Origin of the sequence: Flavimaribacter sediminis (assembly GCF_019492055.1) — a bacterium.
Lineage (GTDB): Bacteria > Pseudomonadota > Alphaproteobacteria > Rhizobiales > Rhizobiaceae > Flavimaribacter > Flavimaribacter sediminis.
On the sequence record NZ_JAICBX010000006.1, the window covers coordinates 155,063 to 181,482 of the forward strand.

30 protein-coding genes are annotated in these 26,420 nt (G+C 58.2%); 3 read left to right on the forward strand and 27 right to left on the reverse strand.

Going from position 1 to position 26,420, the window contains the following annotated elements:
• Positions 1 to 40: 40 nt before the first annotated feature.
• From K1W69_RS24915 to K1W69_RS24950, 8 genes are all read right to left on the reverse strand, one after another.
• Positions 41 to 847, reverse strand: a complete 807-nt coding sequence (locus K1W69_RS24915; protein ID WP_220231178.1) for a phosphatidate cytidylyltransferase — start codon at positions 845 to 847, stop codon at positions 41 to 43.
• On the reverse strand, positions 847 to 1,542 hold the full coding sequence (locus K1W69_RS24920; RefSeq protein WP_370688317.1) for an isoprenyl transferase: 696 nt from the start codon (positions 1,540 to 1,542) through the stop codon (positions 847 to 849). The genes K1W69_RS24915 and K1W69_RS24920 overlap by 1 nt, the downstream gene beginning before the upstream one ends.
• Positions 1,543 to 1,618: 76 nt before the next feature.
• The gene (gene frr, locus K1W69_RS24925; RefSeq protein WP_220231180.1) at positions 1,619 to 2,179 is read right to left on the reverse strand and encodes a ribosome recycling factor; all 561 of its coding nucleotides are present in this window, start codon (positions 2,177 to 2,179) and stop codon (positions 1,619 to 1,621) included.
• 149 nt (positions 2,180 to 2,328) lie between these two features.
• Positions 2,329 to 3,051 (reverse strand): UMP kinase, encoded by a 723-nt coding sequence (gene pyrH, locus K1W69_RS24930; protein WP_220231181.1) that lies wholly within the window; start codon positions 3,049 to 3,051, stop codon positions 2,329 to 2,331.
• Between the two features lie 122 nt (positions 3,052 to 3,173).
• Entirely contained in the window at positions 3,174 to 4,097 is a 924-nt protein-coding gene (gene tsf / locus K1W69_RS24935; protein ID WP_220231182.1) for a translation elongation factor Ts, read from the reverse strand.
• A 113-nt stretch (positions 4,098 to 4,210) separates the two neighbouring features.
• Positions 4,211 to 5,038 (reverse strand): 30S ribosomal protein S2, encoded by an 828-nt coding sequence (gene rpsB / locus K1W69_RS24940; RefSeq protein ID WP_220231183.1) that lies wholly within the window; start codon positions 5,036 to 5,038, stop codon positions 4,211 to 4,213.
• A 192-nt stretch (positions 5,039 to 5,230) separates the two neighbouring features.
• The gene (locus K1W69_RS24945) at positions 5,231 to 5,668 is read right to left on the reverse strand and encodes an NUDIX hydrolase (protein ID WP_370688314.1); all 438 of its coding nucleotides are present in this window, start codon (positions 5,666 to 5,668) and stop codon (positions 5,231 to 5,233) included.
• Positions 5,669 to 5,830: 162 nt separating this feature from the next.
• Positions 5,831 to 6,640: a cell envelope integrity EipB family protein gene (locus K1W69_RS24950; RefSeq protein WP_370688315.1), complete on the reverse strand. Its 810-nt coding sequence runs from the start codon at positions 6,638 to 6,640 to the stop codon at positions 5,831 to 5,833.
• Positions 6,641 to 6,754: 114 nt separating this feature from the next.
• Between K1W69_RS24950 and K1W69_RS24955 the strand changes: the two genes are divergently transcribed.
• From K1W69_RS24955 to K1W69_RS24965, 3 genes are read left to right on the forward strand one after another with little or no spacing between them, the layout of a single operon-like run.
• Complete coding sequence (locus K1W69_RS24955) at positions 6,755 to 7,222, forward strand: RidA family protein (protein WP_220231184.1); 468 nt, start codon at positions 6,755 to 6,757, stop codon at positions 7,220 to 7,222.
• A gap of 2 nt (positions 7,223 to 7,224) precedes the next feature.
• Positions 7,225 to 7,971: a glycerophosphodiester phosphodiesterase family protein gene (locus K1W69_RS24960; protein ID WP_220231185.1), complete on the forward strand. Its 747-nt coding sequence runs from the start codon at positions 7,225 to 7,227 to the stop codon at positions 7,969 to 7,971.
• Positions 7,968 to 9,185: a GNAT family N-acetyltransferase gene (locus K1W69_RS24965; protein ID WP_220231186.1), complete on the forward strand. Its 1,218-nt coding sequence runs from the start codon at positions 7,968 to 7,970 to the stop codon at positions 9,183 to 9,185. Before K1W69_RS24960 ends, K1W69_RS24965 begins: the two co-directional genes overlap by 4 nt.
• A 44-nt stretch (positions 9,186 to 9,229) precedes the next feature.
• On the opposite strand, the gene K1W69_RS24970 is transcribed toward K1W69_RS24965, so the two are convergent.
• The 19 genes from K1W69_RS24970 to K1W69_RS25060 form a co-directional block, all read right to left on the reverse strand.
• A complete protein-coding gene (locus K1W69_RS24970) occupies positions 9,230 to 9,544 on the reverse strand; it encodes a hypothetical protein (RefSeq protein WP_220231187.1) in 315 nt (104 codons plus the stop codon).
• Complete coding sequence (locus K1W69_RS24975) at positions 9,541 to 9,852, reverse strand: hypothetical protein (RefSeq protein WP_220231188.1); 312 nt, start codon at positions 9,850 to 9,852, stop codon at positions 9,541 to 9,543. The genes K1W69_RS24970 and K1W69_RS24975 overlap by 4 nt, the downstream gene beginning before the upstream one ends.
• Positions 9,852 to 10,370 (reverse strand): 3TM-type holin, encoded by a 519-nt coding sequence (locus K1W69_RS24980; protein ID WP_220231189.1) that lies wholly within the window; start codon positions 10,368 to 10,370, stop codon positions 9,852 to 9,854. The genes K1W69_RS24975 and K1W69_RS24980 overlap by 1 nt, the downstream gene beginning before the upstream one ends.
• Positions 10,370 to 11,164 (reverse strand): glycoside hydrolase family 108 protein, encoded by a 795-nt coding sequence (locus K1W69_RS24985; protein ID WP_220231190.1) that lies wholly within the window; start codon positions 11,162 to 11,164, stop codon positions 10,370 to 10,372. The genes K1W69_RS24980 and K1W69_RS24985 overlap by 1 nt, the downstream gene beginning before the upstream one ends.
• 207 nt (positions 11,165 to 11,371) lie before the next feature.
• Positions 11,372 to 12,115 carry a sulfotransferase gene (locus K1W69_RS24990; protein ID WP_220231191.1) on the reverse strand — a complete coding sequence of 248 codons (744 nt, stop codon included), beginning with the start codon at positions 12,113 to 12,115 and terminating at the stop codon, positions 11,372 to 11,374.
• A gap of 81 nt (positions 12,116 to 12,196) precedes the next feature.
• On the reverse strand, positions 12,197 to 14,242 hold the full coding sequence (locus K1W69_RS24995; protein WP_220231192.1) for a hypothetical protein: 2,046 nt from the start codon (positions 14,240 to 14,242) through the stop codon (positions 12,197 to 12,199).
• 136 nt (positions 14,243 to 14,378) lie between these two features.
• Complete coding sequence (locus K1W69_RS25000) at positions 14,379 to 14,558, reverse strand: hypothetical protein (protein WP_220231193.1); 180 nt, start codon at positions 14,556 to 14,558, stop codon at positions 14,379 to 14,381.
• Positions 14,559 to 14,590: 32 nt separating this feature from the next.
• Positions 14,591 to 16,540, reverse strand: coding sequence for a hypothetical protein (locus tag K1W69_RS25005; RefSeq protein ID WP_220231194.1), 1,950 nt, complete (start codon positions 16,538 to 16,540; stop codon positions 14,591 to 14,593).
• Between the two features lie 21 nt (positions 16,541 to 16,561).
• Complete coding sequence (locus K1W69_RS25010; RefSeq protein ID WP_220231195.1) at positions 16,562 to 17,005, reverse strand: hypothetical protein; 444 nt, start codon at positions 17,003 to 17,005, stop codon at positions 16,562 to 16,564.
• Positions 17,005 to 19,488, reverse strand: coding sequence for a phage tail protein (locus tag K1W69_RS25015; RefSeq protein WP_220231196.1), 2,484 nt, complete (start codon positions 19,486 to 19,488; stop codon positions 17,005 to 17,007). The genes K1W69_RS25010 and K1W69_RS25015 overlap by 1 nt, the downstream gene beginning before the upstream one ends.
• 5 nt (positions 19,489 to 19,493) lie before the next feature.
• Positions 19,494 to 20,081 (reverse strand): phage connector family protein, encoded by a 588-nt coding sequence (locus K1W69_RS25020; protein ID WP_220231197.1) that lies wholly within the window; start codon positions 20,079 to 20,081, stop codon positions 19,494 to 19,496.
• On the reverse strand, positions 20,078 to 20,320 hold the full coding sequence (locus tag K1W69_RS25025) for a hypothetical protein (RefSeq protein WP_220231198.1): 243 nt from the start codon (positions 20,318 to 20,320) through the stop codon (positions 20,078 to 20,080). Before K1W69_RS25025 ends, K1W69_RS25020 begins: the two co-directional genes overlap by 4 nt.
• A gap of 52 nt (positions 20,321 to 20,372) precedes the next feature.
• On the reverse strand, positions 20,373 to 21,398 hold the full coding sequence (locus tag K1W69_RS25030) for a major capsid protein (protein WP_220231199.1): 1,026 nt from the start codon (positions 21,396 to 21,398) through the stop codon (positions 20,373 to 20,375).
• A gap of 32 nt (positions 21,399 to 21,430) precedes the next feature.
• Positions 21,431 to 22,324, reverse strand: coding sequence for a hypothetical protein (locus tag K1W69_RS25035; RefSeq protein ID WP_220231200.1), 894 nt, complete (start codon positions 22,322 to 22,324; stop codon positions 21,431 to 21,433).
• 857 nt (positions 22,325 to 23,181) lie between these two features.
• Positions 23,182 to 23,475, reverse strand: coding sequence for a hypothetical protein (locus K1W69_RS25040; RefSeq protein ID WP_220231201.1), 294 nt, complete (start codon positions 23,473 to 23,475; stop codon positions 23,182 to 23,184).
• Positions 23,472 to 24,245 (reverse strand): hypothetical protein, encoded by a 774-nt coding sequence (locus K1W69_RS25045; protein WP_220231202.1) that lies wholly within the window; start codon positions 24,243 to 24,245, stop codon positions 23,472 to 23,474. Before K1W69_RS25045 ends, K1W69_RS25040 begins: the two co-directional genes overlap by 4 nt.
• The gene (locus K1W69_RS25050) at positions 24,242 to 24,589 is read right to left on the reverse strand and encodes a hypothetical protein (protein WP_220231203.1); all 348 of its coding nucleotides are present in this window, start codon (positions 24,587 to 24,589) and stop codon (positions 24,242 to 24,244) included. The genes K1W69_RS25045 and K1W69_RS25050 overlap by 4 nt, the downstream gene beginning before the upstream one ends.
• Positions 24,586 to 26,280, reverse strand: a complete 1,695-nt coding sequence (locus K1W69_RS25055; protein ID WP_220231204.1) for a portal protein — start codon at positions 26,278 to 26,280, stop codon at positions 24,586 to 24,588. The genes K1W69_RS25050 and K1W69_RS25055 overlap by 4 nt, the downstream gene beginning before the upstream one ends.
• Complete coding sequence (locus tag K1W69_RS25060) at positions 26,280 to 26,417, reverse strand: hypothetical protein (RefSeq protein ID WP_220231205.1); 138 nt, start codon at positions 26,415 to 26,417, stop codon at positions 26,280 to 26,282. Before K1W69_RS25060 ends, K1W69_RS25055 begins: the two co-directional genes overlap by 1 nt.
• Positions 26,418 to 26,420: the final 3 nt, after the last annotated feature.

Here is a 26,420-nt window from a genome sequence, read left to right on the forward strand (position 1 = left end):
CTCTGTCGCCGCCCAGAGTTTTCTCGCTCCTAGACCGATATCACCCGATCCGCGTCAGATCGAGCCCCGTCCAGGTTATGCTGAGCAAATAGGCCGCGACCACCGCGAAGACCAGACTGTCCACCCGATCCATGACGCCGCCGTGGCCAGGAATAAGATCGCTTGAATCCTTGACGTCAAAATGGCGCTTCAAGCCGGATTCGAACAAATCGCCGATCTGCCCGACAATCGAAAGGGCGCCACAAAGAAATGCGAGCAGACGAATTTCCGGCGCCCCCAATATCCAGCCTGCAACAATGCCGCAGACGACGCCGCCGGCGAGACCGCTGAGAAAACCCGACCATGTCTTCTTGGGCGAGATTCGCGGCGCAAGTTTCGGACCGCCGATACTCCTCCCTCCGAAAAACGCAAAAACGTCGGTCGCCCAGATAACGGCGAACACAATGATAATGGCCATCCATCCGGTAGGCTCGCTCCCGCGCAACGCGGTAAACGCGATTCCGAAAAATCCGGCGTATAGCAAACCGAGCGGCGCATAGAGATCATGTCCCTCTATCCTGCGCAGCACGGCGAGGATAATCGCGCCTGCTGTACAGCAGGCCAGCGCGATCAGCGGCATGGTGATCATGATGGCGACAGCAGTCGCCAACATTGTCACGCCGCCAACAAGGCGATCTGTGGCGCTCAGATGTTTCTTTTCGACGATGCGAAACCATTCATAGAACAGCAGCAACATGATCGTCACCGCCAGAAAGCGGAACGGAACGCCGCCAATCCAGGTCAGCGCCAGCACAAGCACTCCGAGGATCAAAGCGGAAACTGTCCGGACGAGAACCTCGTTCTGCATCAAGTCGCCGCCGCAGCGGCCCGATCCGTCGTGGCGCCGAAACGGCGATCGCGGCATGCGTATTCTTTCAGCGCCTTGCGGAATTCCTCTTCGTCGAAATCCGGCCAGAGACACGGCAGAAAGATGAATTCAGAATAGGCCGACTGCCAGAGCAGGAAATTCGAGATTCTCATCTCGCCGCTCGTGCGGATGATCAGATCCGGATCGGGGATGTCCGCCGTATCGAGACAATCAGAAATCGTCTGCTCGGTGATTCTGGCCGGGTCCACAAGCCCCTGGGCGACTTTCTGGGCGATCGTCCTGGTCGCGCGCGTGACGTCGTCGCGACCACCATAATTGAAAGCGATAACCAGATTGAGAGCCGTATTTTCGCGGGTCAGATCCTCGGCTTCGGTCAGCAACGCCAATATGTCGGCTGAAAGACCACGCCGGTCACCGATGACATGGACGCGCACATTCTCATTATGCAGTTCAGCCAGATCGCGTCGAACAAAAAACTTCAGCAATCCCATCAGGTCGCTGACTTCCTGCTGAGGCCTGTTCCAGTTTTCGGAGGAGAATGCGAAGAGAGTCAGGTATTTGACGCCGTTTTCTCCAGCAGCCTTCACGGCGTTGCGGACGGCTTCGACACCCTTGCGGTGCCCGATGGCGCGCGGTTGGCCGCGCCTTTCGGCCCAGCGCCCGTTTCCATCCATGATGATTGCCACATGTTGAGGCTTGTTCAATATGTCGCTCCAAAAACCCCGTGTCGAGTTGCCGAAACTCGCAGTGTCAGACCTGCATTATCTCAGTTTCCTTGTCGGTCAGCAGGCTGTCGATCTGGGATATCATGTCGTCGGTCAATTTCTGCACGGTTTCAGCCTGGTCATGGCTTTCGTCCTTGCTGATATCGCCGTCCTTTTCGGCTTTTTTCAGGTCGTCCATCCCGTCTCGCCTTACATGGCGAACTGCAACGCGCGCATTCTCGGCGTAATTATGGGCCACCTTGACGAGTTCCTTGCGGCGTTCCTCGTTGAGTTCCGGCAAGGGAATGCGCAAATTGACGCCATCGGTAATCGGATTCAACCCCAGATTGGACTCTCTGATGGCTTTTTCAACAGCCGACACCATCGACTTGTCCCAGATCGAAACCGAGATCATGCGCGGTTCCGGAACGGAGATATTGGCGAGTTGGTTGAGAGGCATTCTCGATCCATAGGCCTCGACCGTCACCGGATCGAGAACGTTCGCCGATGCGCGTCCCGTGCGAAGCGCTGCAATATCACTCTTGAATGCGGTAATCGCGCCTTCCATCCGCCGCTTCAAATCAACAAAATCAGCACCGTCGCTCATGCGGGTTTGCTCCCTGTTCTAATGGTCTTTTGATCGTTTCGCCGAATTACTACTTTTCTGTTGAAGTAATTCACTCCGTACTATTCATCGCAACCGATACAATAGCAGAACGCAACATCGCCCTCACCAGCTTGTTATACGTAGCATCTTTACGCATCCTTTACGATAGTCGCTGTTCCGCCTCCACCGAGAATTGCGGCAAGTTGTCCTTTTTCGTGAATCGAGAATACGATTATCGGAATTGAGTTCTCTCTGGCAAGCGCTACGGCGGCCACGTCCATTACGGCCAAACCCTTGTCCAGTATTTCATCATGCGTCAGTTCATCATAACGCTCGGCGTCCGGAAATTGTTTCGGATCCGCCGAATAGATGCCATCGACCTGGGTCGCCTTGAAAATCGCCTGTGCGCCTAACTCCGCGGCGCGCAGGGCCGCAGCTGAATCCGTCGTGAAAAACGGATTGCCAGTGCCGCCGGCGAAGATGACGACACGTCCCTTTTCGAGATGGTGCAAAGCCGCGCGCTGGGAAAAACTCTGGCATATTTCCGGCATGGCGATTGCGGAAAGCACTTCCGTGTTTATCCCGAGTTTGCGCAGCGATGTCGCCAGCGCAAGCGCGTTGATGACAGTGGCCAGCATTCCCATGTGGTCGCCGGTCACACGATCGCCGCCCTTCGATGCAACCGCTACTCCGCGAAAAATGTTGCCCCCGCCGACGACGACGCCGACCTGAACCCCCATTGCCCGCGCTTCGGCGATATCGGCGGCAATGCGGTCGGCCACCGTTACGTCGATCCCGAAACCCTGCTTTCCCATCAGGGCCTCTCCTGAGGCTTTCAGAAGGATTTTTTTGTAAACGGGAGCGTTGGGCATCTGGCGTTCCATGTGCGGTTTGCAGAGCCGGATACACGAAGGGCGCCGCGATGTCACGCGGCGCCCTTTCGAATTTCTCAATTTTGTTTCACCCGGAAAGCCCGGGCGCAGACTGGTTGAAATCAGCCCTGCGCGGCGGCGGCGACTTCGGCTGCAAAATCGCTTTCTTCCTTTTCCACGCCCTCGCCCAACTGGAACCGCACAAATCCGGCAACCTCAACCGGCGCACCGGCCTTGCCTTCCGCTTCTTTCAGCGCTTCGGCGACGGTCTGGTCAGGATTCATGACGAAGCTCTGCGACACGAGAGCAACTTCCTCGAAGAACTTGCGCATGCGTCCCTCGACCATCTTTTCCACAATGTTCTCAGGCTTACCGGATTCGCGAGCCTGCTCCATGAAGATAGAGCGTTCGCGTTCGGCGACTTCGGCGTCGACGTCGGCCGAAGTCACGGCGAGCGGGTTGGACGCAGCCACATGCATTGCAATCTGCTTGCCCAGGGATTCCAGAGCAGAGGCGTCGCCGGTCGACTTCAAGGCGACAATAACGCCCAATTTGCCAAGACCATCGGCCACGGAGTTGTGGATATAATTGGCGACGATCCCCTGCTCCACGCTCAACATCGCCGTACGACGCAGATTGAGGTTTTCACCGATTGTTGCGACTGCATCGGTAATCGTCTCTTCCACCGACTTGCCGGTCGCCGGATAGACCGCCGACTTGACGGAAGCCAGTTCGCCGTCCGTTCCAAGGGCCACGTCCGCGACGCCGCTTACGAGTTTCTGGAATTCGTCATTGCGCGCGACGAAGTCGGTTTCCGAATTGACCTCGACGACAACCGCGCGGGCGCCGTCCGCGGCGATGCCGATAAGGCCTTCCGCAGCCGTACGGCCAGACTTCTTGTCGGCCTTGGCGATGCCCTTGGCGCGCAGCCAGTCGACAGCAGCTTCCATGTCGCCGCCTGTTTCAGTCAGGGCTTTTTTACAATCCATCATGCCTGCGCCTGTCTTTTCGCGCAGTTCTTTAACCTGAGAAGCTGTAATGCTCATCCTAGCCTCTTGATATATTTGCGTGACACACCCGCCATCGGGCGCGCACGGTATTGCTCTCTGTTATGATTCGTGTGTCAGCCGAATGAAAAAGTTCATCCGGCTGGCAAGACCTAGCTCGCGGGCGTCTCTTCAGTTGAAGCCGCAGCCGCCTCGGATGATTCCGCAGGCGCCTCTTCGGCAACGGCTTCTTCGACAACTTCTTCTACCGGCGCTTCCTCTGCGGCTCCGACATCAACGCCGGAGGCGCCCTGCTGGCGCGCGATGCCGTCGATGGCGGCGCGAGCGATCAGATCGCAGTAAAGCGAAATGGCCCTTGAGGCGTCATCGTTTCCGGGAATCGGGAACTCGACCGTGTCGGGATCGCAGTTGGAGTCGACGATTGCGACGACGGGAATTCCAAGCCGCTTGGCTTCCTGGATAGCGATCGACTCCTTGTTGGTGTCGACGATGAACATCAGATCCGGCGTTCCACCCATGTCGCGAATGCCGCCAAGAGCCCGTTCAAGTTTGTCCCGTTCGCGCTCGAGATTAAGACGCTCCTTCTTCGTGAAGCCTTGCGCTTCAGCAGCCAGGAGTTCGTCAAGCTTGCGAAGACGCTGGATCGAATGGGAAATCGTCTTCCAGTTGGTCATCATGCCGCCAAGCCAGCGCGAGTTGACGTAATACTGCGCGGAGCGCTTGGCAGCATCGGCGACGACTTCGGAAGCCTGTCGCTTGGTGCCTACGAACAGAACGCGGCCGCCGCCGGCGACAGTGTCGCTGACGATCTGGAGCGCCTGCTCAAGCATCGGAACAGTCTGGCTCAAATCGATGATGTGGATGTTGTTTCGCTCACCAAAAATGTACTGTTTCATCTTCGGGTTCCAGCGGTGAGTCTGGTGGCCGAAGTGCACGCCTGCTTCAAGAAGCTGGCGCATGCTGAAATCTGGCAATGCCATGCCTTTTCTCCTTTCCGGTTATACCTCCGTGGCGCTACAGCAGGCCTGTTCGACCCGCCACCGGCGGAAACGCCCGGATTTCTCCCGGACAATCCCATGCTCCACGTGTGGAATGGGCGGCTCATTACATCGTAAGATCAGGAATTGCAACCCTGTCCAACAGACCGCCTTTTGGCGACCTGTTACACAGGATTAGTGGTTTGGCGTAAAACCGAGGATCAATTTCGCAAGATCGGGTTCGTCCACGCGCTTGGCCGCCCCGCTGACAGAGAACCAGCGCCGTACGCGTTGCTTGCATTCCGGGTAGGACTTCTGGAGCTTTGTAACTTCCAGCGGATAGACCTCGACTTCGCATTCGATGGCCGTGTTCTTGTCGAAAACTTTGTCGTAGCAATAATAGCCGATAGGTTTTCCGTCGGTTTTCCCGATGACGCCAGCCTCTTCCCAGGCTTCACAGGCCGCAGAGCCTTCGCCATCCTGCTTCTTTACCGGCCACCCCTTCGGCATGACCCAACGTCCGGTGTCCCGGCTTGTCACCAACAGAACCTTCAAGCCGCTCTTTTTCACGCGGTAGCAAAGCGCCGCATACTGATGCGGCCTTGTATCGCTAATTTTGAACTGTTTAGTCACTGTATCCAGGTTTCGGTGCTGTATTCCAATAGATCGCGTCTGCCGCTAATCACGCAAATCGGGAGATTAACTGTTATTAACGCTTACTGTGGAAGTTGGTTCCGTGATGATTCCCACACAATAATAACATGAAACCAGTAAGCGATAAGCGGTAGACTTGCGTTATTTGCAACTTTCACTGTCGAACACCTCTAGCAAAGTCAATTTGCCTTTGAGTGTGAACTCGCCATAGTCCATCACGAGATCGCGTGTGACGCCATTCTCGTGAAGCTTGAACGATATGCGATAGATCGGTACGCCATCACCTTGTTCAGACTCATCGAAATAGGCGACGGACACAGGCCATACCGGATCATCCTTGAGCGAACCGATGGCGTCCGCCTCATCGTCGTCCTCGATCAGACGCGGCGATCCGACAATATTGGAGGTCAGCATGATTTCCCTGCCCTCTTCGGTGCCGTCATAAAGGCGTGACTGGAAAAATTTTTCACCGGCCTTGGCCTTTTCGATCAAGGTGATCATCTGCGCAGTCGGAAACTCCGAAGCCGCCAGCGTCAGATCATCCGGTTCGGGAAGCTTCAGCCGGACCGAGGTGGCGTCTCCTTCCAGCGCTGCATTTCCCGAAACTTCCTTGTCGAGCTTGTCGTTGACGTATGTCCGCGTCATGAAACTGAATGTGGCGTTCTCGATGTCCTCATAGGTTTGGGTCTGCTGGTCGGTCACCCGAACAGACGCGCCCGTATCCAGTTGCGACACGAAACGAAAATCGACAGTGTAACCCTCGCACGGCGAGCCGCCGAACTCGTAGACCATGCGACCGAACATCGATTCAATGCGAGACCTTTCCGATACGTCCGCAAGTTCTATGTCATAAACAGCCCGATGAGGCGCCAGTCCTTCGGTAACGCCCGCCAAGGCGACGCCGCTTTGCTGGATGATTGCGAAAACAGAAAAGGCTGCTATCAGTCGCACTATTAAATTCCTTCCCGAACAACGGGCGCTACAGGATCGCACATCGCCGTTACGCCTATCTGTTCCTATCAGCTTGCGCCGCCACGTTCCAATCCCTTTCAACCGGAGACATCAATGAACCAGACGATCACCGAGAGACTCGCCGAAAAGGGCCTTGCGCTTCCAGAGGTCGCCTCGCCTGCCGCCAACTATGTCCCTTATGTCATCAGTCAATCGATGCTCTATATTTCCGGCCAGCTTCCGCTCGTCAACGGGTCGCTTCAGGTCGCCGGCAAACTTGGAGACAATGTTGATCTGGACTCCGGGGTGAAGGCTGCTGAAATTTGCGCGTTGAACATACTCGGATGCGCGAACGCTGCGCTCGAAGGCGCGATGGAGCGCATCACGAGGGTCGTGAAAATTCAGGGTTTCGTCGCATCGACGCCTGATTTCGTCGAACAGCATCTGGTGATCAACGGAGCTTCGAACTTTCTGGTGGAAATACTTGGGGAGAGAGGTCGTCACTCCCGCGCCGCCGTGGGCATGTCGGCCCTGCCGATGAACGCCGCCGTCGAGGTCGACTGTCTGATAGAAATCGTCTGACAATGTCGACGCTTGCCTGGATGACGGCGAGGCCGATCGCGCATCGCGGCCTCCACGACATGAACTCATGCGTCTGGGAAAACACATCGACAGCCTTCGATCGCGCGATCGCCTCCGGATACAATATCGAGTGCGACCTCCAGATCACTTCGGACAACATGCCGGTGGTTTTTCACGATTATAAAACGGATCGGCTGTGCAACGTCGAAGGCGTCGTGAAGGAGATGACAGCCGCGGAACTCAAAAAGCTGACAATCGGCTCGTCCGGAGAACATCCGCAAACGCTGAAGGATATGCTCCGTCAGGTCGATGATCGCACGGGCCTGGTGATCGAGCTCAAGCCTCAGTCAGACTGCCTCACCACAGTGTTTGCGACTGCAGTGCTCGAAGATTTGAACGAATATATCGGGCGCGTCGCCTTGATGTCCTTCGATGCGAATCTTATCCTTGAGTTGATCAGACTTGGATCGCCCTGGCCGGTGGGATTGACCGCGGAAGCGCACAGCGATTACGGGCTTCACCTTGACGAGGATATTTTGGACAGCGGTGTTCGTTTCGTTTCCTTCCATGTCGCTGATCTTCCGCATACGTTTGTCGATCATGCGAAAGCCAGGGGATTGCCGGTGATTACCTGGACGGTCAGGACCGAACAGCAACTGGAACTGACCTACCGTCACGCGGACCAGATTACCTTCGAAGGATTTGATCCCGATATGCAACACTCGCGAGAACAGCGCGCTTCAGGATGACGCAGGACCATTCGGATTGCAGGGGAGATAGCGGGAGGAACAGTGAGGAAGAAGCGACATTCCGTATTCGGGTGGTCGATTCCTTTTCGGACATCGATGAAAACGCCTGGCAGGGACTGGCGGGCGCAGCGCGAGGGGCGGAAGGCTACAACCCCTTCGTCTCCTACGCTTTTCTGAGCGCATTGGAAGACAGTGGATGCGCGACCGCCGAGACTGGATGGCTTGGCCAGCATCTGCTTCTGGAGACCGAAGACGGCGGGCTGCACGGCGCCCTGCCCTGTTACCTGAAGAGCCACAGCCAAGGCGAGTATGTTTTCGATCATGGCTGGGCCGACGCATTCGAGCGAGCCGGCGGGCGCTACTATCCGAAACTGCAGGCTGCGACGCCCTTTACTCCCGCCACGGGTCCACGACTGCTGACAACTGTTTCAGATCGCAGTCCTGCGATAATGGAGGCTTTGGCGGCCGGACTTAAACAGCTGGCGGAAAGGCTTGGCGTTTCCTCGGCTCACGCCACATTCGTGCCAGACGCCGAAATGCAGGTTTTCATGGCGCAGGACTATCTGCACAGGACCGATCAGCAATTCCATTTCCACAACCAACACTACGCGCAATACGCCGATTTCCTTGAGTCCTTGGCGTCGAGAAAACGCAAAACCCTGAAGAAAGAGCGAAAGACCGCGCTTGAAAACGGAATATCCATCGAGTGGCTTACCGGGAGAGACCTGACCGAGGACGTGTGGGACCGGTTCTATGAATTCTACATGGACACAGGATCACGCAAATGGGGCCGCCCTTATCTCAACCGTCAATTCTACTCGCTCATCGGCGAGCGCATGCCGGACGATGTCCTGCTTGTGATGGCGAAACGTGAAGGGCGATACATTGCCGGCGCGATCAACTTCATCGGCTCGAATACGCTGTTCGGGCGGCATTGGGGCTGTATAGAAGACCACCGGTTCCTGCATTTCGAGGTTTGCTATCACCAGGCGATCGATTTCGCTATCGCCAACAAGCTGGCGACGGTGGAAGCCGGCGCGCAGGGAGAACACAAGCTGGCCCGCGGATACATGCCTGTCACGACACATTCCGCCCACCATATTTGCCATCCGGGTCTCAGGCGCGCCGTCGACGACTACCTCTCGGGCGAGCGGCGGGAAGTCGACCACATGTCACGGATACTCAAGGACCACGGCCCTTTCCGGAAGGGCTGACGCTTCGAAAAAACAGGCGAGCGCATCACCGTGCAGGCTAAATGCTATTGCGCGTCGCCTTGACACACCTGTATTGCGCGCAGCCTGATCTTCAGGCTGTCGCCATCGGGATTTGCTTCTTCGAGCAGTTTTCTTGCTTCATGGAAACAAGCGTCGAATTCCGTCGAACGCCATAGTATGGACGCTGCAACCAGCAGCAACCCGACAAAAATTGCAATAGCTGTAAATTCGTTCGATCGCATGAAACTACCTTCTTGGATTTTGTCAGATGCTCGGCGCACAAGTGATTCATTCGCCCCGATAAAGCATTCGAAACAGTCATTGTAAAGCATGGGGCAAACAGGAAAAATACTCTTCAACGAGCCTCCACAGCATCCAGGATTCTCTTGAGCGTTTCATTCTGTTGCTGCTGGGTCACTTCTATGCCGCGTAGTCGCTCCCGCACATCGCCCGCGCGCTCCTCGGACCGTGTCAAACGGTCGGCGTTTTCGGCGATATCAACGGCGTGTGTCGCCACTGCCTGTTCGACAATGGTCACCCGTTCACCAAGCCCGAACCACATGCTCAGGCCCCCGATGATCATCCCGAGAATGGTGATGATGTTGCCGACGGACAGGCGCCAATCGATGAACCGGCGCGCGTTGCCATTGATATCGTTGTTCGCCATCACGTCGCCCCTGTTGTCTTCTCTTTCGTGCGCTGGCCGACATAGTAACCGACAACGCCGGCCCAGGCTGTCATGACCGGCACGACAATCCCGATCAGCGGCAGGACGGAAGCGTCCACGGAGATCCGCGACAGCAGCATGACGCACACGGTCACAACAATAATCAGACAACCAACAGGAAACAGAAAGCCGTTGATCGGCCGCCAGACCCTCGTCAGAAGATCGGCGCTATTCCGGTCGCCATTCGCAAGTTCGATATAGGCCATGTGGGCTTCCGCGCCGGCGCGAGCAATAGCCGCGTAATTCGTCTCGATCGTCCGCACCGTCTGTGTGAAAACCTCCGGATCGGCCTTGTAGGCCTCCTCGATCGCCTGTGGTGTGGCGTCCGCGCCGAGCCTCTCGGCCACGACCTCGATGACGTCGCCGGCGATCGCGCCGCCCTTGCCGCCCTTTGATTTCAGGATGCCTGCCAGGATCGGCGCGCCGACGCTGAGCAGGATTGAAACAAGCGCGCCCATTATGCCGTCACCTTTCGATAGGCCTCGACCCGTGCGTTTGCGGCCCGCGACTGGACGATCAGCACGATCGCGACCAGCACTGCGGCCGCAGCCACGCCGCCGACGATCCAGCTTGTCAGAATATCGAATCCGGTCGAATCAATCGCGACCCCGCCGCCGGTCAGCGAACCGCCCGCGCCGCTCGCTGCGGCCGCTTTCTGCTTGAAGGCCGCCTCATTGGCGCCGTCAGACATCTCCCGTCTGGCGATCTCTTCGACCCTCTGCGCCGTGCGCTGCTTCGCCTTTTCCCCAACGCCCTTCGTCATCGCCTGGGCCGCCATGGCGACGGCCTTGACCTCGATATCGGCGACACGGTTCGACCACCCCTTGCCGAAGGTCTTCCAGATCTTCAGGCTCTGCATGAAGGAAAGCCGCTTGCGGCAGATCGCGCGCACCGTCACCGTATGATCCGACGAGCCGACGCTTGCCTTCAGCCATTTCAGCCCGCGCGACACGCCCGAGTTGACCGCCGCGTCATAGACAGCGAGATCGACGCCCGGAACCAGATTGTAATTTACAGCCGTCGGATGCCAGTATTCGTCGCAATAGAGCCGCAGCGCCTCGGAATAGGTGATCTGCCGCACCGGCTTGACCGCCAACTTCCGCTTTTCAAGCCAGGCCTTATAGGTCGCCTCGGTCACGCCATACATGGTCTTGCCACCCCGATCGTCCGCATGGTTAGACCATCCGCCCTCCCACTTGGCCGTGATTGCATGGCACGCGTCAAAGCGATCGATTCCGATAGAAATCGTCATGGGGAACCTCGATTGTTTTGATTTAGGGATTTGGGAGCAGGCCGCGTCGGAATCTTGACGTTACGATATGCGTCGACAATTAACGGACTGCACCAAACACCAAATTACTTCCGAAATCGCTTGATTTATATTTTTTCGTCGAATGTTTTTGGTTAAATTACTTGAATTACTGCTTTTCTTATATTGAATTACATCAATAACTCATTCTTACCAATAACCTGCCGATATCATTTCACGGCCGCAGATTTCTTTGAACTTAGTTTGCTCGTCTTCAGTCCATCCAGTATCGCCCAAACTTGGTTCTGTGCGGGGCACATAATTAAGCTTGGAACTTTTACTGGTCGTAGAGAAAAAATCTTCGACTACAGACCTATCGATGTCACTACCGTAACCCTCTAGGAAAGAGGTAATTTGGGAATGAACATTAAACGGATTTTCAGCTAGTTCTTCCATCGTCAATGAAAGAGTACGATCTTTAATCACCGGGTAGACCACGTCAAAGGCGGAGATCACCTGGGACCAAGTCTTGCAGGCACTTTCGAATGAACGCCCCTCGTCCTTGCGTAGAAGAGATTCCACATTGCCGATTCCACTTCTTGTGAGATGTATGAACCTCGCGGTTTCATCGAATTTGGCAATCTGTTTGCAAGCATTTACCATCTCAAATCCAGGCGTTTTGTCGTAAGCAATCTGCGGCCAATCTAAATAATCAAGATATGTCGACTTGTAGGCATGGTAGGACATTCTGAGGAGACGGTCGGCACCGACCTTGTTCAGTGAATAGGCGTTTCTAGGGATGGTACGTTGTATCTCGGACACCCCAACTTCCAAGTGATGCATCAGCCTGAAAATATGACTCTCCGCATGTCCAGGAATTCCGAGTATTTCTCTGAAATAGGACGCGACTTTGGTTGTGCCGGAACGCTGAGCACCAATGATAAAAACAATCAAAATTCACACCGCATTTGCTACTTTAAGACGGACTAAGAATGCAATTATTTGATGCATTATTGTACGCAGATCAACCCACCATCAAAGGCAAACTGTACCCTTCACCGTCACGGCCACCGTCGCCGGCTCAACAAACTCTCCGGTCTCGTCGAGAAACTGCACGCGCGCCATCCAGACTGACTTGTCACGGATGACCGGAATGACGATCCCCGGATAGGATGACGGCGTCGCCTCCACGACGACCTGAAAAGCCGTGCTCGCCATCTGTCGATTGAAGGTGATCGAGAAGTCCGTGTCGCTGTTGCGCGTGATGCTGTTGATGTTCGTCCCGGTCTCGATCGTGGGATCCGCGCCGGTGTTCGTCGTGAAGGCAACATAGGCCTCCGTCTTGCCAACGCCCTGATCTCCGAACACCGAGACGATGTTCTGTGTCTGGTTGGAGTCGGCGATCAGGCTGGAGGTGTCGCCGTCAAACTCTTTCGAGATCCGGTGGTCGGGGCTGGACGAACGAAACACATTGCCGGTCGCAAACAGCGAGGAGCCTGTCGAGAGCAGAACACATCCGCCCGTATCGTCGTCATGATAGCTCGAGGCGTTGGTGAGGGAGTGGTTCAACACGTTTCTCACCCCGTCGAAATGATAGCCATAGAGCGAAAACGAGTCGGCGTAGCATTCCGAAACAATGTTGTTGTCGCCCACCAGGCGAAACGCCGTTTCCATCGTGCCCGTGGTCGGCACGTAGCTCCACGGATGCACCCGGGAAATCATCGAACCATAGATCTGCCCCTGAACGCCGGTCTTGCAGCCGAGGATCACCACGTCGGAAATCAGCGCGTCCGAGTTCGACCCGGTGAGGTCAAAGTAGATGCCGCGCGGTGAAGTGCCGGAGACGTCGAAATTGTTGTCGGCCGAGCGCTCCAGCAGGCCATCGTGAATGCGCGCCTCATAGTTGTTAGCGTTTTGTCCCTCAGTGCCAAGATGGATGTAATTGACGTCGCAATCGGTGAAATGGAAGTCGGCGATTTCCACCGCCTCGTATTCCTTGAGAAAGAGCACACGCTCCGCCAGATAGTTTGCGTCCAGCTTGCCGCCGCGGAAACGGACGCGCTTGATGCGGTTCGACGCCCCCGTGGCGACGTTCAGCATCGCAAACATCGCGGCCTTGGCCCTGACAACGCATCCGGCCTGCAGCTCGAACGACACACCAGGCAGCCATTCGAGCTGCGAAGCAATCGCGTACTTGCCGGGCAAACCATGCACGGTCGCGCCATCATCAAACGCGGCCGCATAGTCAATCGCCGCCTGCATGGCCGCGCTGCAGTCGGTCGCATTGTCCGCCACGGCGCCGAAATGGTCGAAGGTGATGAACTCGTCGGCGGGAATCCAGAGCCGGCCGTCCGCAGTCGTCAGCGCCGGCGTAGCCGCGCTCGCGTCTTCCACATAGCGCAGCGCGCGGCCGTTGTGGGCCACCAGCAATATCTGCGTGAAGTCGGAGATCGCCGTCGCCTCGGCGAGCTCACGGCTGGCGAAGAACTTCACCGCGATCGAGGAGGCGTGCGCAGCCGCCTCAACAGAGGCCGCCAGCGCCACATCGGCGCCTTCGGAAGCGATCGCCGCATTTGCTTCCGCATTCTCGATATCAAGGGCCGTTGGACCATTTTCCAGGTCCGCGGCGTATCCATCCCATCGCAACAGCGCTTTCGCCTCCGGCTCCGGCAGAACAACATCCGTGTTTCCGGAGCTTGCCTTCACCCTTGGCGCGCGGCGGATGCGACCGTCCAGCGTCTGCAGCGCCCGCGCGAACCGGTCGAACTGGCTCTCGAACGCCTGCGCGCGGAACGTGCCGATATCGGAGACTTCCGTCGCCTGTGTCAGCGGTTCGTCCCGGATGATGGTAACCGTGTCCGTCGCAAGAGGCGCTTCCAGAAATGTCACCACGCCGCTTGAAGTTCCCTCGCCGGCCACCGTGTAGTCGACGGCGATGGTCTGCAGGCCCTCCAGACCGTCCTTATCCGTCAGATAGACTGAAAGGTGGCTCTCCTGCTCGAAGAAATACGGAAAGGAGAAGGCAGTCGTCGCGCCGTCGCCGGAATAGCGGATACGGCTTTCCGTAGTCGAAATGGTCATCTTTGTCCTCGATCGCGCACATGGAGACAACCGGCCCCCCGGAAGAGCGCCGAACTGCCTCGTTTGTCCTGTGGAATGAAAAGATCAGCCGAAGCAGATCATCCGAGTGGAGAGTGTAAAGGAGCGGGAGAGAACGTTATTCTTCCGTTTCCTCGCATTGGATCTCGTAGCCGCGACCGTTCCAGTGGATTTCGCAAGTCTCGGTCTCGGCGGCTTCCTGGTCGGGCTCGCCGCCGCAGGCCTTCGGCAAAACGACGAACACGAGGAAAGCAAGGAACGCGGCAATCGTCGCCTGCTGGAACCCGCTACCGAGCATGTCTGGCCTCTCGTTTCAGTCGTTGTTGCAATTCAACTCGTATCCGATTCGATTATCGCATTGGCGGCGTGAATATTTCGTTGCTCCGCTTTGGAGCGCCGCGCGATATGGTCGATTGCCTCATGCGGCGTGTATCCACGATCAGTCAGGTCCACAAAGCGGTCGAGTTCGGCGCGCCAGGCGGCTGTCGAGAAATTCCTGTCGAATTCCCCCGGCGCCGTGCTCAATAGACCCTTGGCCCGGCTCATCGCGTCTGCGCGCAGTTCGCGATCTTCGCTGTCCATCCCGATTTCCAGGCCAATCCTCACCCGCGCGGGCAGGTAACCCGTCGCCTGCAGGAAGGAGAGTTCGGCGCGTCGCAGGTTTTCAGGTTTCAGGCGACTTTCCATTTCGGCCCAGACCTGATCCGCGACCTCGGCCTGACGCGGATCTTTCCCATCCGTCGCCGCGTGCGCCATTGATAAGGCCTCACGGAATTCGCGGCTACGCGCCTGACTTTCAAATCGCTTGCTCAGTCTGGCGTCGAGCCGCGCCCGATCAGCGGGCGTCAGGTCTTCCAAAGCAACGTCAGACCCGCTCGCAAGGTCGCCGCGATCAATCGCGCTTTCGATACGCCGCGCGTTTTCGGTCCTCTTGTCGAATTGCGCGATATCCTTTAGGGCCTTGCGACGCGCAACGAGACCCCTCGCCCTTGCCTCCTCCCGCAGTCGCCCCGTGAAGCCGAGGAAAGCAACGCGAGAGTTGGGCTCGCCCGCAATCACGCCCGTTCCATCCTCCATCTCGTTGGCGAGCGCCGCCTCGAAAAGGTCACCCTGTTCTTTTTCCGGCGCGCGAAATGAACCGGTGACGCCGGAGGCGTCGATCTCGGCAGCGGACGCCGCTTGCCCGGCGCCGGCCTCCAGCAGGCGCGCTTTTTCACCTGTCCTGTCGGCGACAATACCCAGGCCATTTTCAAATACGACGATATCTCCCCTGTCGCGGCGTCCAGCAGGTCTGGCGAATGCGCGCAGGCTGTCGCTGTACGCGCTCACGCCTTCAGGAGAAGCACCAAGCCATCCTTGGGCGAAGGCCGTCGCCTTTGCGCCTTCGTCAAAGTTCATTCTGGCGGAGAACATCTTTCTGAACATCTGATCGAAGACACCGGAAACAAACGCGTCGCCCTCTGAAACAGACTTGGCAAGGATCTGGCTTTTCAGGTTTTTCCTGCCGTCGCCTTTAAAAAGTTGCTGTCGCGAGACTCCCAGCAATTCGCCCACCTCGTCGGGACGATGGTCGACATAATTGTCGACCAGGGCTGTCGCGAGGCGCTGGCGGATCTTCCCGCCCAGCGCTTCTTTTGTCTGATCCGGCAACCCGGAAAGCGCGACCTTTTGCAAATACCCCTGCATGACGTCGTCATAGGCCGCAGGTTGTTCTCTCACGGCGGTCGCGGCCCTTTCGCCGGCGTCTGCGAGCGTCGTCAGCCTGTGGCCGCGCATGATGTCGGATTGCGCGACGGCCGCTGCATTTCGTACGGGCTCCATGGCCCGATCGGCGACAGCGGCCGCCGCCGGCTGCATATGCTCCGGCTGTTTCGCCCGCAAGGCGGACAGGCGAGGCTCGACGATGCGCTCGACGACACTTGAGTAGAAGTCGCCCGGATCGCCTTCATGCTGCCGAGCCGTCTGCGCCACGTCGACGCCGGCCTGCCCAACAGTTTCTTCCAGTTCGGTCAGGAAATCGAACCTGGCTGCTTCTTCGAGACGAAGGTCGCGAAGCTGTCCGACTACGGATTCCTCTGCGACGTCCACTCCGTCATCAGCAGCATTCTCCGCCGCTGCATCGCCAATCGTATTCTGGTCCAGATTCAACCGGATTCGGCTGATGACCGCGCCCAGTTGCTGAAGGCCTTTTCCAGCCGCGTCGTCCACCGGCGCGCGCGGCATTCCGCCCCGGTCTGTATTCAGCGAAGCGTTTGAGAAATATGTCGGTATCCTGGCCATTGTATCGTGCTAGCGCTCCGCTCAGATGGTCGCCCAGTTGGTCTTTGCAACGCCGCCGATCACGGGCGAGAGAAACCCGTAGATCGCGCTTTGCCGCACTGCGGCGGCATTCTGCTTCTGGTATCGGGCATTGGTCATAAGGTTTCGCGTGCGCGCCTCGCTTCCATAGCGGATCGCCCGTATGTCGAAAGCGGCTTCCGCAGCCGTGTCGTCGATCACAGCCGCGGCGCTGCCCGTTGGCTTCACGCCGGAGGCGGCGTAGTTGGCCACCTGGCGTCCGGCGAGCATTCTGGCTTGACGGGTGATCCTGTCGGCTTCGTAGCGCCCCCGTTCGGCTTCCATTTCCGCCTGGTTCTCGTAAAGATCGGCCTGTGTCTCATACGCATTGGCCTGCGCCCGCGACGCCGCCAGGCTGCCGAGGCCCGACAACACGCCGCCAACCAGCGGCAGCAATTGAATGCACATTACGGTTCTCCTTCTATGCCGACCATGACGCTGCGTATCGTGGCGGGGTAAGCCCTGTCCGAGCGGATGATCGTCACGCCGGAATTGCTCCAGTTGTCCTCCGCCGAAAGCTTCTTGCAGCCGGTGAACAATTCAGGCGCGGAGCCGAGATGTTCGGTGCTTTTCCTGAACAGGTATTCGAACTGTCTTGCAGCTGTGCCGGCTCGGATGTAGCCGGCCTCCAGCAGGTCGAGACTGACGGAGACTGCACGCATCCGGCGTCCCAACCCTGCGCCGTCCCGGTTGCCCGCCTGCGGCAATCGCAGTGTCTCGGCATAGCTTTCGAAACGCAGCCCGTAGGTGACTTTCAGGGCAGACGCGTCGCCCGGCAGGGTGAACGCCCCGCCGGAAATGACCGCATCGCCGATATCCACGCCGTCGGCGAACACGCCGACAGTCTCGCCTTCAAGATGCTCGGCGCCGGTAATTTCCGACGCCGCCTCCTCGAACTCCACCGTCCGGCTGCCGTCAAGAAACACCCCTTCGCCGATCGACTTGCCGTCGAACGGCATGTCCAGATATTCGACGCTGCGTTTCACCGCGCCGTCGATCGTGCGTTTCACGATCAGCCAGAGACGATCGCCGGTTTCCACCGGAACCACGCATCCGCTTTCGACCACGGCGCCCTCGTCTGCATGACCGCCGGCGACGATATGCCTTGAAACGCCGACAACCTTCTGATGGCGGTCATAGGTCGTTGCGACAAGCACGCCGTCCGTTCGCCCGCACCATATCAGGCTATCCGGCGTCTCCTGGTAGCTCAGAAAGGCGATCCCCGGTTTGAAGGCGTGATCCGACAGAACAGTCAGTTCCGGCGAAAGGTAACCATTGGCGTCGTAATTGTATGAAAACTCGTGCAGCGTGGCCTTGTGAAACCCGGCGTAGATCAGTGTGTTGGACACCGTCACCGGCGCAATGGAAGCCGATCCGGTCGTCGTCTGCTGCTTTTGGCGCACATTGCCCGGAGCCAGCGCCTCGGTGCTTGCGGCCGGTCCAAGCGTCCGCATCGAGCCGTTGGTCCCGATCACGAGATCTCCGCTCTCCTCTATGAAGGAAATGGCGTTCAACCGGCCGCCGGTCATTGAGATGGACAATCCGTCGGAGTCCTCGACAGGAACCGATTGCCCGAAATTGCCGAACTCCAGCGACTTCGAAAGCCAGACCGTTCTGGGCATCGTGTCGTTCCGACCGAATGCAAGTCTTGCCTGGTAGAAGCCCGCGCAGTGCGGCCACCCGCTTTGTTCCGACCATGCGCCAAGCGACCAGAAGACGATCGGATTGAGATCCGGCAAAGCGTGGCCGTGCAGGCGGATCCGGACGACCGTCGTGGACACGACCTCCGTGATTTCCGCCCACCTGTAACGGCTGTCGGATCCGAGCAGTCGTATGTGCCGGCCCAAGTCCGAGGACTGAAAACCGGCGTCCTGGTTGATGCCCTCGGTGGAAGACGCGGTGAGGTCAAAGGGCGTCTGATCGCTGGCCTTGTGATGAATGGCGAGTTCTGCGCTGCGCGAGTACTCGCCATCGCTTCCGCCGCCGCCGGAAAACTTCAGCTGGTAATAGGCGTATGCGGCGTCGTTCTCGAATTCATAATAGCGGGTTTCGCTTCCGCTCCACGCCGTCTCGCCGTCCCGGCTATCCAGCGTGGTCCAGTTTTCGCCATCATTCGATCCCTGGAATTCCCATTGGGTGAAATGGTCGTTGAATTTCGGTTCGTTATCGGCGGCCGTGATCCAGTAGGCGTCGGCGACTTTCCGGGCGTCATCCGCGAACTGAAACCGTATATATCCGCTCGACCCCTCGGCAAGCGCAACCTGGGCGACCTTTTCCCTGTCGAACATGCGGAAGGCGTCCGTCGATCCGTTGCTGGCGCTCGCCGCTCCATCGGATTCCGTGTTTGCCGACATCTGCGGCGTGATGTGACCCGATTTTTCAGGAGTCAGCGTCGTCGCGGTCGCGTTTTCCTCCAGGTAAGGCCCGTCCTCGAATTCGAATGCCGAAAACGACCAGTCCACCTCGCCGGCACGGATCAGCCTGTAGGGCGGATAATTGCCGTGAACCATGTAGAGAACGTCGGCGCTTTGGGCGTAGCTCACAGAGGCGACGTCGGAAACATCATACGGAGATTCGATTTCGTAGGCCTCGCCGTCAATCTGGATTTGACCGTCAAGCGCAAAGAATCGGCAGTAGCGATCACCCTGTTCAACGACATAGGCTTCCGTTTCATTGAAAGCGAACGGGAACAGGCGAGCGACGTCCGAGCTGTCCTTGATTTCCGCAACGAATACCGTTCCGGACCGGCGCCGGATGCCGCCCTGCCGCAGGACGTAGAAGTTTTCACACTTGGCGAGCCCCATGGCGTAGTGATCGGTGTCAATGCGTCCGTGCAACGCCGGCGACAACTCACCGCGCGAAAACGTCGCCTGAATGGGATAGACAGCCATTGCGCCTAACCTCGCACCGCTATCACGTCATTGGTGTCGGCGCGCTCGGTCATTCCCTGCAAACCGTCGATCCGCTGTCCGCGTTTGAGTTCCTGCTCGAAGCGGTCTGCGGCAAGTTGGGCGAAGCTCGCCTTGCCGGTAATCGCATGAGCGAGATTGGCAGCCAGAAATGCGGCGAACGCGGTTGTGGCGACAGGCGACCAGAGCCCGAGTTGGGTGACGCGCTTGATGTAGCGGCATTTGATGGGCGGCGCGGCGTCCGTCAGGATGTTCCCGTTTTCAATTTCGTGCGCAATCGTTCCGCCATTGAACAGACCCTCTTCGCGCAGCGGCAAAACACGCAGACAATCGTCCGGAAGCGGATAGCTGTAGTCCCAGCCGAAGAAGGGTGCGTCGGCGCTGGCCGCCAGTTCCGTCCGCGCAATGGCGAAGTTCCAGGGATGCGTTGCGAGAAAGGAATCCCGCAACGCTTCGAAGTTTCTCTTGAACCGGCGCGCATTCGGCTCGTCATCGTCGATGGACCCGATCGGCCCCTCGTGCAGCATGTCCAGCGCCATGTTGCACACGCCGGTTTCCGTCATCGCGGACGTCATGCTTTTTCTCCCGACACGGCGCTCGTGGAGCCGCTTCCGGACTTGCTTCCCGCAAGTGCTGGCCGGCTGTTTTCTCGGCCGATGGCGACCACTTGTTCCGCCAACTCCCGGCGTTTCAAAGCCGCGGCGTCGTCAGTCTTGACCAGGTTGGTCAGTCCTTCTGCTCCGGCGGCGAGCCTCGCCAGATGGTCGCGTCGAACGATTTCGGCTCCATTGCGGAGCCGTTTGGCTTTCGTCATCTCGATCTCCTGAAAAAGAAAACGGGGGCGATCGCCCCCGTCGCTGAGCCGGTTATCCGGCGTTGACGTCAAGCTGGGCGAGCTTGATGTTTTTCCGGTCGTAGACACGGTCCCAGTTTGTCGCGAGAACCAGTTCGGATTCGGTTGGAGAAATCCCCGAACAGGAAGCGTCCGTCCACTTCACGCCGCGCGGGTGCAGCACGCAATGCCGCCGCGTGACCATGTTGGTCTGGCCGCCGCCATTGCCCTTCAGCGGAGACCGGTCATATTCCAGCGCCTGGTCCGCATCCAGCGACGCCGACGCATAGGCGAAGGCGCCGCGCCCGAACAGGTAGCAGGTATACTTGTCGGAGTTTGTCCCCGAGGTCACCGGCATCTGATCGTCGATGATCACCAGCCGTCCCTTGTAGTAGGGAATGTCCTTCTCAAGCTTGGAGTCCTGGACATAGTCGATATCGTCATTGTCCTGAACCGACAGGAACACGGACGAATGCATGGCGATGGCCACGACGTCGCCGAGGCGGTCTCCCATCGTCTGGCAAGCCCTGTCGAACGCCGATCGGGAGAAACGGTTGGCTGCCGTAGGCGAGGCGATATCCTGATAGACGGAGAAGATCATGTCGGAGTCGTCGTTGGCGGCGTTGTCGGCAAACAGACCCTGGCAGGACGCGATGAGCATTGTCTGTTCTGCCCCCATCCAGTCTTCCGCAAGATGCTGCAGCACATGTCCGGCCGGATCCTTTCGGTGTCCACTCGCCATGATCCCGGCAATGTCCATGTGCGAATAGGCCTTGGCCCAGTAGTGCTTGACCGCCTGATCCTTGCTGGCCGTCACCTTCCTGGGCGTGATCTCCACCGTGTCGTCGTCGGATACGATGTCCGGCGCAGTGCGCGAGAGGTAGTCCCAGAAAGGCATATTGATCAGGCGTCCGCCAGCGTTCAGCTGTGACTGAACTTCCTGCGGCGGCGTTTCAAGTATGCCGGACCGGACGAACAGGTTTCGCTCCGGGAACTCCTCCTTCATGTAGCCGAGATAGACCTCGGGCGTGATGATGTCTGACTGATATGTAATAGCCATGCGAATCCTCTTTCATTGGCAAAAAAGTGCGCTCACAAGCGATAGGTCTTCGGGTCCTTTCCCGCTGACTGGATGAGTTGGCGCGCAAGGGTCGGGTCGTCGCGAATGATGGAGTTCTGTTCGTCCCAGTTCCGGCTCTCGTCCGAAAACGGATTGCGCGACGCCGCGCCTCCGGAGACAAGCCGGTCTTCGGCAAACATCGCCTCCCCGGCTCTTGCGAGAGCCATCACGATTCTGGGCGCCAGGACGCGCTGCTCCTCGTCGATGACGCCCGCGTCCACGAGTTCGGACATCAGGGTTTCACCGCCGAGACCGTCGATCGCTTTCGAGAAGTGCTCCCGATTGGTCGCATAACGCCGGGAACCCTTCGGTCCCCAGGCCTCCTCGATCGCTTTCGTGGAGTCGTCGGCGAGCTGTTCGAAAAGCGCGTTGTTTTCCGATTGCCGGGCCTGAATGGCGGTCGCAGCATGCTGCAGAAACCAGTCATGGGCTTTCGACGACACATGCGCCGGCAATTTCGCATCGTGCGAGAAATGCCGCCAGGCATCGGCGAATTCACTGTCGTAGGGCATGTCTTGCGGCAGTCCCTCAGGCAACGAATATTCGTAGCCGGCCGCATCCTCTGGTCGAAGGCGCGTAGTCAGACGATCGTAGAATGTATCGACTTCCTCCGCGCTTGCATCCTCGGCCGGAAACCGGACGGACCGGCCGATCAGGCTTTCCATCTCGCGGGATTTCGTGACGAGACCGGAGAGCATCTCCGCCGGATCGTCATCACTGATCCCGTTCGCGTTGATCCATTCCCGGCTGTCTCTGTCGAGACCGGAAAGGAAATTCGATGCGGAAGGGTTTGACCCGTTGTCACTTCCGCCTTCAGAGGCGTCAAGGCTGCCCGCATGAGTTGCGGACCCGTCGAGCGTCGTCATATGATAATTCCTTGTAGGTGTTGGTTTGACCGGACAGGTCACATGCGAATGCACGCGGAAACCCGCCCCTGCGGTGTCGCAGCGGTTGGCGGAATTCCGTTTTGTGTTGAAGTCACGACCCGGGGTCCGAAGCCTTGCCCCGGACGCACGAAACCGATCGTAGTTGCTGATGTCTCTTTATAGAGGATTTTCGGCAAAATTTCCATCGCGCCGAAAGGCTGCAAATGCGTATTGCAGCGCAAAAAAGACTTTACCTTGCTGAACTCATTGGTTATTTCTCCTGCGTAGACTTACGATCATCATCTTTCCTTTCGATTGAAACGTAACGCGCTACCGTCAGCGCGAACGACGGATAAAACTGCCGTCAACCGCTATCTCCCGACAGGCAAACAGCTCTTTTGAACAATCCACTGAGTTATCCCCTGTGGAAACATCGCGCTCGACAGGGCGCCGTCTTTGGATGATTATTTCCTTGCAAGCCGGGGACATTCCCAACTGCCAGATGGGTAAAAAAACCGGAACACCTTGCAACCCCTGCGTGGCATGTCGGCACGCGCCCACGGCGATTGCAACTTGCTACACCTGGCGCAAGGGACGCACTGGAAACGGATGCATACGCGATAAAGTGTACCGATACTCCGGAAAACGGCGGTCTAATTCGTTAAATCCGGCATGTTTGTCAGACCTTCGGTCGCGACAGATCATGGGTCAGGATTTCAAAAGAGGTTCTGGTTGTCAGATGAGCCGGCAATTCGATTGCAGCAGAATGTCAAAGGCAATCCGTTGCAAAGGGATTTCAGGTTCCATTTGAACAGGGAGGCGCTGGTCGAGGCCAGCGTCTTTTTGTTGTGCCCCGCTCATTCGTTTTCCCGATCACTGTTCACGAACTGCACGGTGAAATCGAGCTTGAAGGTTCCGCCTTCATGCCTGACTTCCTGCATGGCGAGGACCTTGCCCAAGAGCGTCATGAATCCGCCCGGGTGCTTCTGCGCCTGCACACGGAGATATTCGACCATGCTGCCGCCGCCGGCTTCCGTCGCAGCCTGCAGGACGGCGTCGCGTATCATCGGAAAATTCGATCCATTTTCCAGCAGTTCTATACCATTGCCTCCGGCGCCTTCGGTCACCTTCGCCTTGTTGCGCCTGGTCATGCGCGCACCGGCACATGCGTCACGGGCAGTTTCGATGGCGCGCGATGGACCCCCGCGTTGTTGTTCCCAGCCGGCGCTTTCGGCGCAGCGAAACCGTTTGCCGCGCGCCAGGCCTGCCATCCGGCCCGTGAAGGCTTGCGCGGCGAATAGCGGTTCGAGGCATACCCGCTTATCTGCATCAGATAGCTCCATGGAGTCGGCGGCTGATCAGTAATGGTCCACCTGAAGGCCCGTCTCGATCCGGACAGATGCACGAGCATCCCCTCCCTGTCGAAACCGCTATCCGCGAGATACGCCACATAGCCAATAGTGCTGTCCTGGCCGTCCCTCGTGATAAATCTCTGACCGAGACGCGCTGTGTGCACCGTGTCCAGGTCCGCCGTCGCGCCAGTACGCGAAGCCAGCGAAAGACTGACGAAACGATCATGGATGGTCTCGATCGGATGTCCATGCGACGAGCGGATCAAATCGTCATCGCCGTTCAGGAAAACGCCGTCCCTGAACAGAATTTCGGCAAGCGTGACCGGCCTCGGTCGAGGTCGGCTCGGTGACGTGCTCTCCCTGGCAGAATAGTCATCCGGAAAGTAGCTGACGCCGCCCACATCCGGATCTCCGATGATCCGGTCGCCAAGCTTCAGGGTGTGTCCCCAGAAGTTTATTTCGGTGTCCGGATCGAAACGAACACGACGGCGCTCGCGATCGACAATGGCATCCACGAACGTTCTCTTGCTCACGGCTTCGGCGGCGTGCGCCTTATTTTTTGCGTTCAAAGCGTTACACCTTCTTCCTGATCGGCGATCAGTTCCGCCGCCGCGGCGCGATAAAGCGCCGACAGGTCGCCGTCCGGCGACAGGCCAAGCCGAATGATGCGGGCGAAGACGCGTCGCATGGCGTTGGCCTCACGGAGCGCATCCGCGCTTTTTTCGTGCGTCTGCGCAAAGAAATAGCCGCTGTAGGCTGCAAGATCCGAAAGCACGATCTCCTGATCCCTGCGCGTCGCGCCGGTTTCGAAGAACAGTCGGCGATAGGAGGCCTGCAGTTCGGCGAACGCCCGCCGGTCGCGCCGCTCACCGCCATCTTTTCCAGTCGATAGGGAATGATATGCGGGCGTCATGGCTGGACACCGGCGTTTTGCGCCATCGCAAGCATGTCACTAAAGGCTGCGCTTCCTTCACCAACGGCTTTCGCCGCATTGCCGCCGTTCACAGCCAGTTCCGTCAGTGTTTTGATCTGATCAACCTGCTGCGACGCCGCTTCGGCCTGCCCTACGTCCTCGAGGGGCTTGAACATGGACCGCGGGGCGCCGTGAATGTCCTGCGCTATGTCCAGCATTTCGTCGAGATCGAATCGCTCCAGAACCTGTGGCTTGCCGAATTTGGCCATAGCGCCGGCCAGTTCGAGAACCCGCTGCATGCCAACGATTTCCCCGGCCCGTCGCAATTTGTCGAGCGGACCGGTAAAAGTGACGCCGATCTCATGACCCTGCAATCCGCCGGGCGCCGCAAGAGGCCGACCCGGCCGAAAGACGCCGCGACCTTCGAGAAGCGTGAACTCGCGATCGATCATCCGCGCCAGGCCTTCCTGCAAGGAGAGACCGGACGGACCAAGCAGATCCCCCTTCTCCTGCGCGCGTATCGAGGCTTCCGTCGCCGTCATTTGTGGGTTCTGGATCAGGATCTGCCACAAATTGACGTAAAGACTTTCGCGCAGCTGGTTGTGCTTCGCCTCGATGATGGCCCGCGCAAAATCCGGTCGCTGTTGCGTAACAATCGGCCGGATGAGCAATTCGCCCGTTTCACTCAGCAATCCCGGATTTGGCGCTCCCGGGTTGAGATTCGGAGGGTTGGTTGCGTCGTCACGCTGGGCTGTCGGCGGGTTCACCCATTGCTGGGTAGCGATGTATTCCTGCTTGGAAAGCATGTTGACGGATTTGATTTCAGCGAGCGCAAGCGCCACCGGCCCCTCGCAATAGGGGCCCTGATTTTCACGGTTCCAGTGAAACACGATATAGGGAAAGCTCCGGTAGCCGCCCTTGCCGAGCAAATGCCGCTCGTCTCTCTCGACATAGTAGGAGACGAAATCCATCCCATGGCGATCGTCATCCGGCTTTGGCATGACGCCGTGGAGAATGGTTACGGCGTCGTCCTGTCTCTTCGGATCGCGGGCGCAGTCACGCACCTTTGTCGAGCATCGCTCGCCCCACCGTTCGACGCATTGTCGCGCGGTGCGCGTGAAGACGCGGAAATTGGTGTCGACCACGCCTTCGAAATTCGCCGCGAGATAGTTTTCAAGCAATGGTATGTGGCGATAGGTCACCGGTGCGGCGAGCGTTCGCGCCGGCGCGTCTTCCACGTAGATCACGCTTGTCCCGAACGCCGCCCTGCCCTTCACCGCCGCCTTCCCGGCCAGCGCGAACCCGGATGATGGATTGTAGCGCATCCTGAACATGTAGCGTGTCAGTTCGTCGAACCATCGCAACTCCGCATCGCTTGCCGCGCTCGCAAACGGTTCGCTGCTGCGAAGCGTATGCCATGTAGCGCTCGCCGGCATCACCAGCGAGATTTCACCCGCGGCCAGACGATCGATCGCCATCAGCGATGTATGATCGTAGATGTTTGGCGCATTGTAAGACCCATAGGGCCTCGAGGCACCTCCCGCTTCGATCGCCGAAAGGATCGCCTGATGTTCAAGACCGGGCGCGACATAGCGCGAGATGTCGCGCCAGTGGCTTTCCCATGGCCGTCTCGCATTGGCGAGTTGTTCCAGACGCGCAAGCAACGTCTCGACTGTCGGATCCTCTGACATCAAAGCTCCTCTTCAGAAGAGTGGTTCGTGCGCGCAGGCTCCACGAAGGACCCGAATGCGCTGTCGCCGAGCGCGGACGTGAATATGTTGGCGCTGGAGCCGCGGGCGCGTCGCCGGCGTCGGCGGGCTTCAGACAACAG

Bases quoted from the DNA above. Each gene is read 5' to 3' on its own strand.
- K1W69_RS25010 (WP_220231195.1), bottom strand. From the start codon at position 17,005: ATGTGCATTCAATTGCTGCCGCTGGTTGGCGGCGTGTTGTCGGGCCTC.
- K1W69_RS25005 (WP_220231194.1), bottom strand. From the start codon at position 16,540: ATGGCCAGGATACCGACATATTTCTCAAACGCTTCGCTGAATACAGAC.
- K1W69_RS24920 (WP_370688317.1), bottom strand. From the start codon at position 1,542: ATGGATGGAAACGGGCGCTGGGCCGAAAGGCGCGGCCAACCGCGCGCC.
- K1W69_RS24995 (WP_220231192.1), bottom strand. From the start codon at position 14,242: ATGACCATTTCGACTACGGAAAGCCGTATCCGCTATTCCGGCGACGGC.
- K1W69_RS24965 (WP_220231186.1), top strand. From the start codon at position 7,968: ATGACGCAGGACCATTCGGATTGCAGGGGAGATAGCGGGAGGAACAGT.
- K1W69_RS25000 (WP_220231193.1), bottom strand. From the start codon at position 14,558: ATGCTCGGTAGCGGGTTCCAGCAGGCGACGATTGCCGCGTTCCTTGCT.
- K1W69_RS24955 (WP_220231184.1), top strand. From the start codon at position 6,755: ATGAACCAGACGATCACCGAGAGACTCGCCGAAAAGGGCCTTGCGCTT.
- K1W69_RS25050 (WP_220231203.1), bottom strand. From the start codon at position 24,589: ATGACGCCCGCATATCATTCCCTATCGACTGGAAAAGATGGCGGTGAG.
- K1W69_RS25015 (WP_220231196.1), bottom strand. From the start codon at position 19,488: ATGGCTGTCTATCCCATTCAGGCGACGTTTTCGCGCGGTGAGTTGTCG.
- K1W69_RS25030 (WP_220231199.1), bottom strand. From the start codon at position 21,398: ATGGCTATTACATATCAGTCAGACATCATCACGCCCGAGGTCTATCTC.
- K1W69_RS24980 (WP_220231189.1), bottom strand. From the start codon at position 10,370: ATGGGCGCGCTTGTTTCAATCCTGCTCAGCGTCGGCGCGCCGATCCTG.
- pyrH (WP_220231181.1), bottom strand. From the start codon at position 3,051: ATGCCCAACGCTCCCGTTTACAAAAAAATCCTTCTGAAAGCCTCAGGA.
- K1W69_RS24960 (WP_220231185.1), top strand. From the start codon at position 7,225: ATGTCGACGCTTGCCTGGATGACGGCGAGGCCGATCGCGCATCGCGGC.
- K1W69_RS24975 (WP_220231188.1), bottom strand. From the start codon at position 9,852: ATGGCGAACAACGATATCAATGGCAACGCGCGCCGGTTCATCGATTGG.
- K1W69_RS25020 (WP_220231197.1), bottom strand. From the start codon at position 20,081: ATGACGTCCGCGATGACGGAAACCGGCGTGTGCAACATGGCGCTGGAC.
- K1W69_RS24915 (WP_220231178.1), bottom strand. From the start codon at position 847: ATGCAGAACGAGGTTCTCGTCCGGACAGTTTCCGCTTTGATCCTCGGA.
- rpsB (WP_220231183.1), bottom strand. From the start codon at position 5,038: ATGGCATTGCCAGATTTCAGCATGCGCCAGCTTCTTGAAGCAGGCGTG.
- K1W69_RS25040 (WP_220231201.1), bottom strand. From the start codon at position 23,475: ATGACCAGGCGCAACAAGGCGAAGGTGACCGAAGGCGCCGGAGGCAAT.
- K1W69_RS24985 (WP_220231190.1), bottom strand. From the start codon at position 11,164: ATGACGATTTCTATCGGAATCGATCGCTTTGACGCGTGCCATGCAATC.
- tsf (WP_220231182.1), bottom strand. From the start codon at position 4,097: ATGAGCATTACAGCTTCTCAGGTTAAAGAACTGCGCGAAAAGACAGGC.
- K1W69_RS25035 (WP_220231200.1), bottom strand. From the start codon at position 22,324: ATGACGACGCTCGACGGGTCCGCAACTCATGCGGGCAGCCTTGACGCC.
- K1W69_RS25025 (WP_220231198.1), bottom strand. From the start codon at position 20,320: ATGACGAAAGCCAAACGGCTCCGCAATGGAGCCGAAATCGTTCGACGC.
- frr (WP_220231180.1), bottom strand. From the start codon at position 2,179: ATGAGCGACGGTGCTGATTTTGTTGATTTGAAGCGGCGGATGGAAGGC.
- K1W69_RS25055 (WP_220231204.1), bottom strand. From the start codon at position 26,280: ATGTCAGAGGATCCGACAGTCGAGACGTTGCTTGCGCGTCTGGAACAA.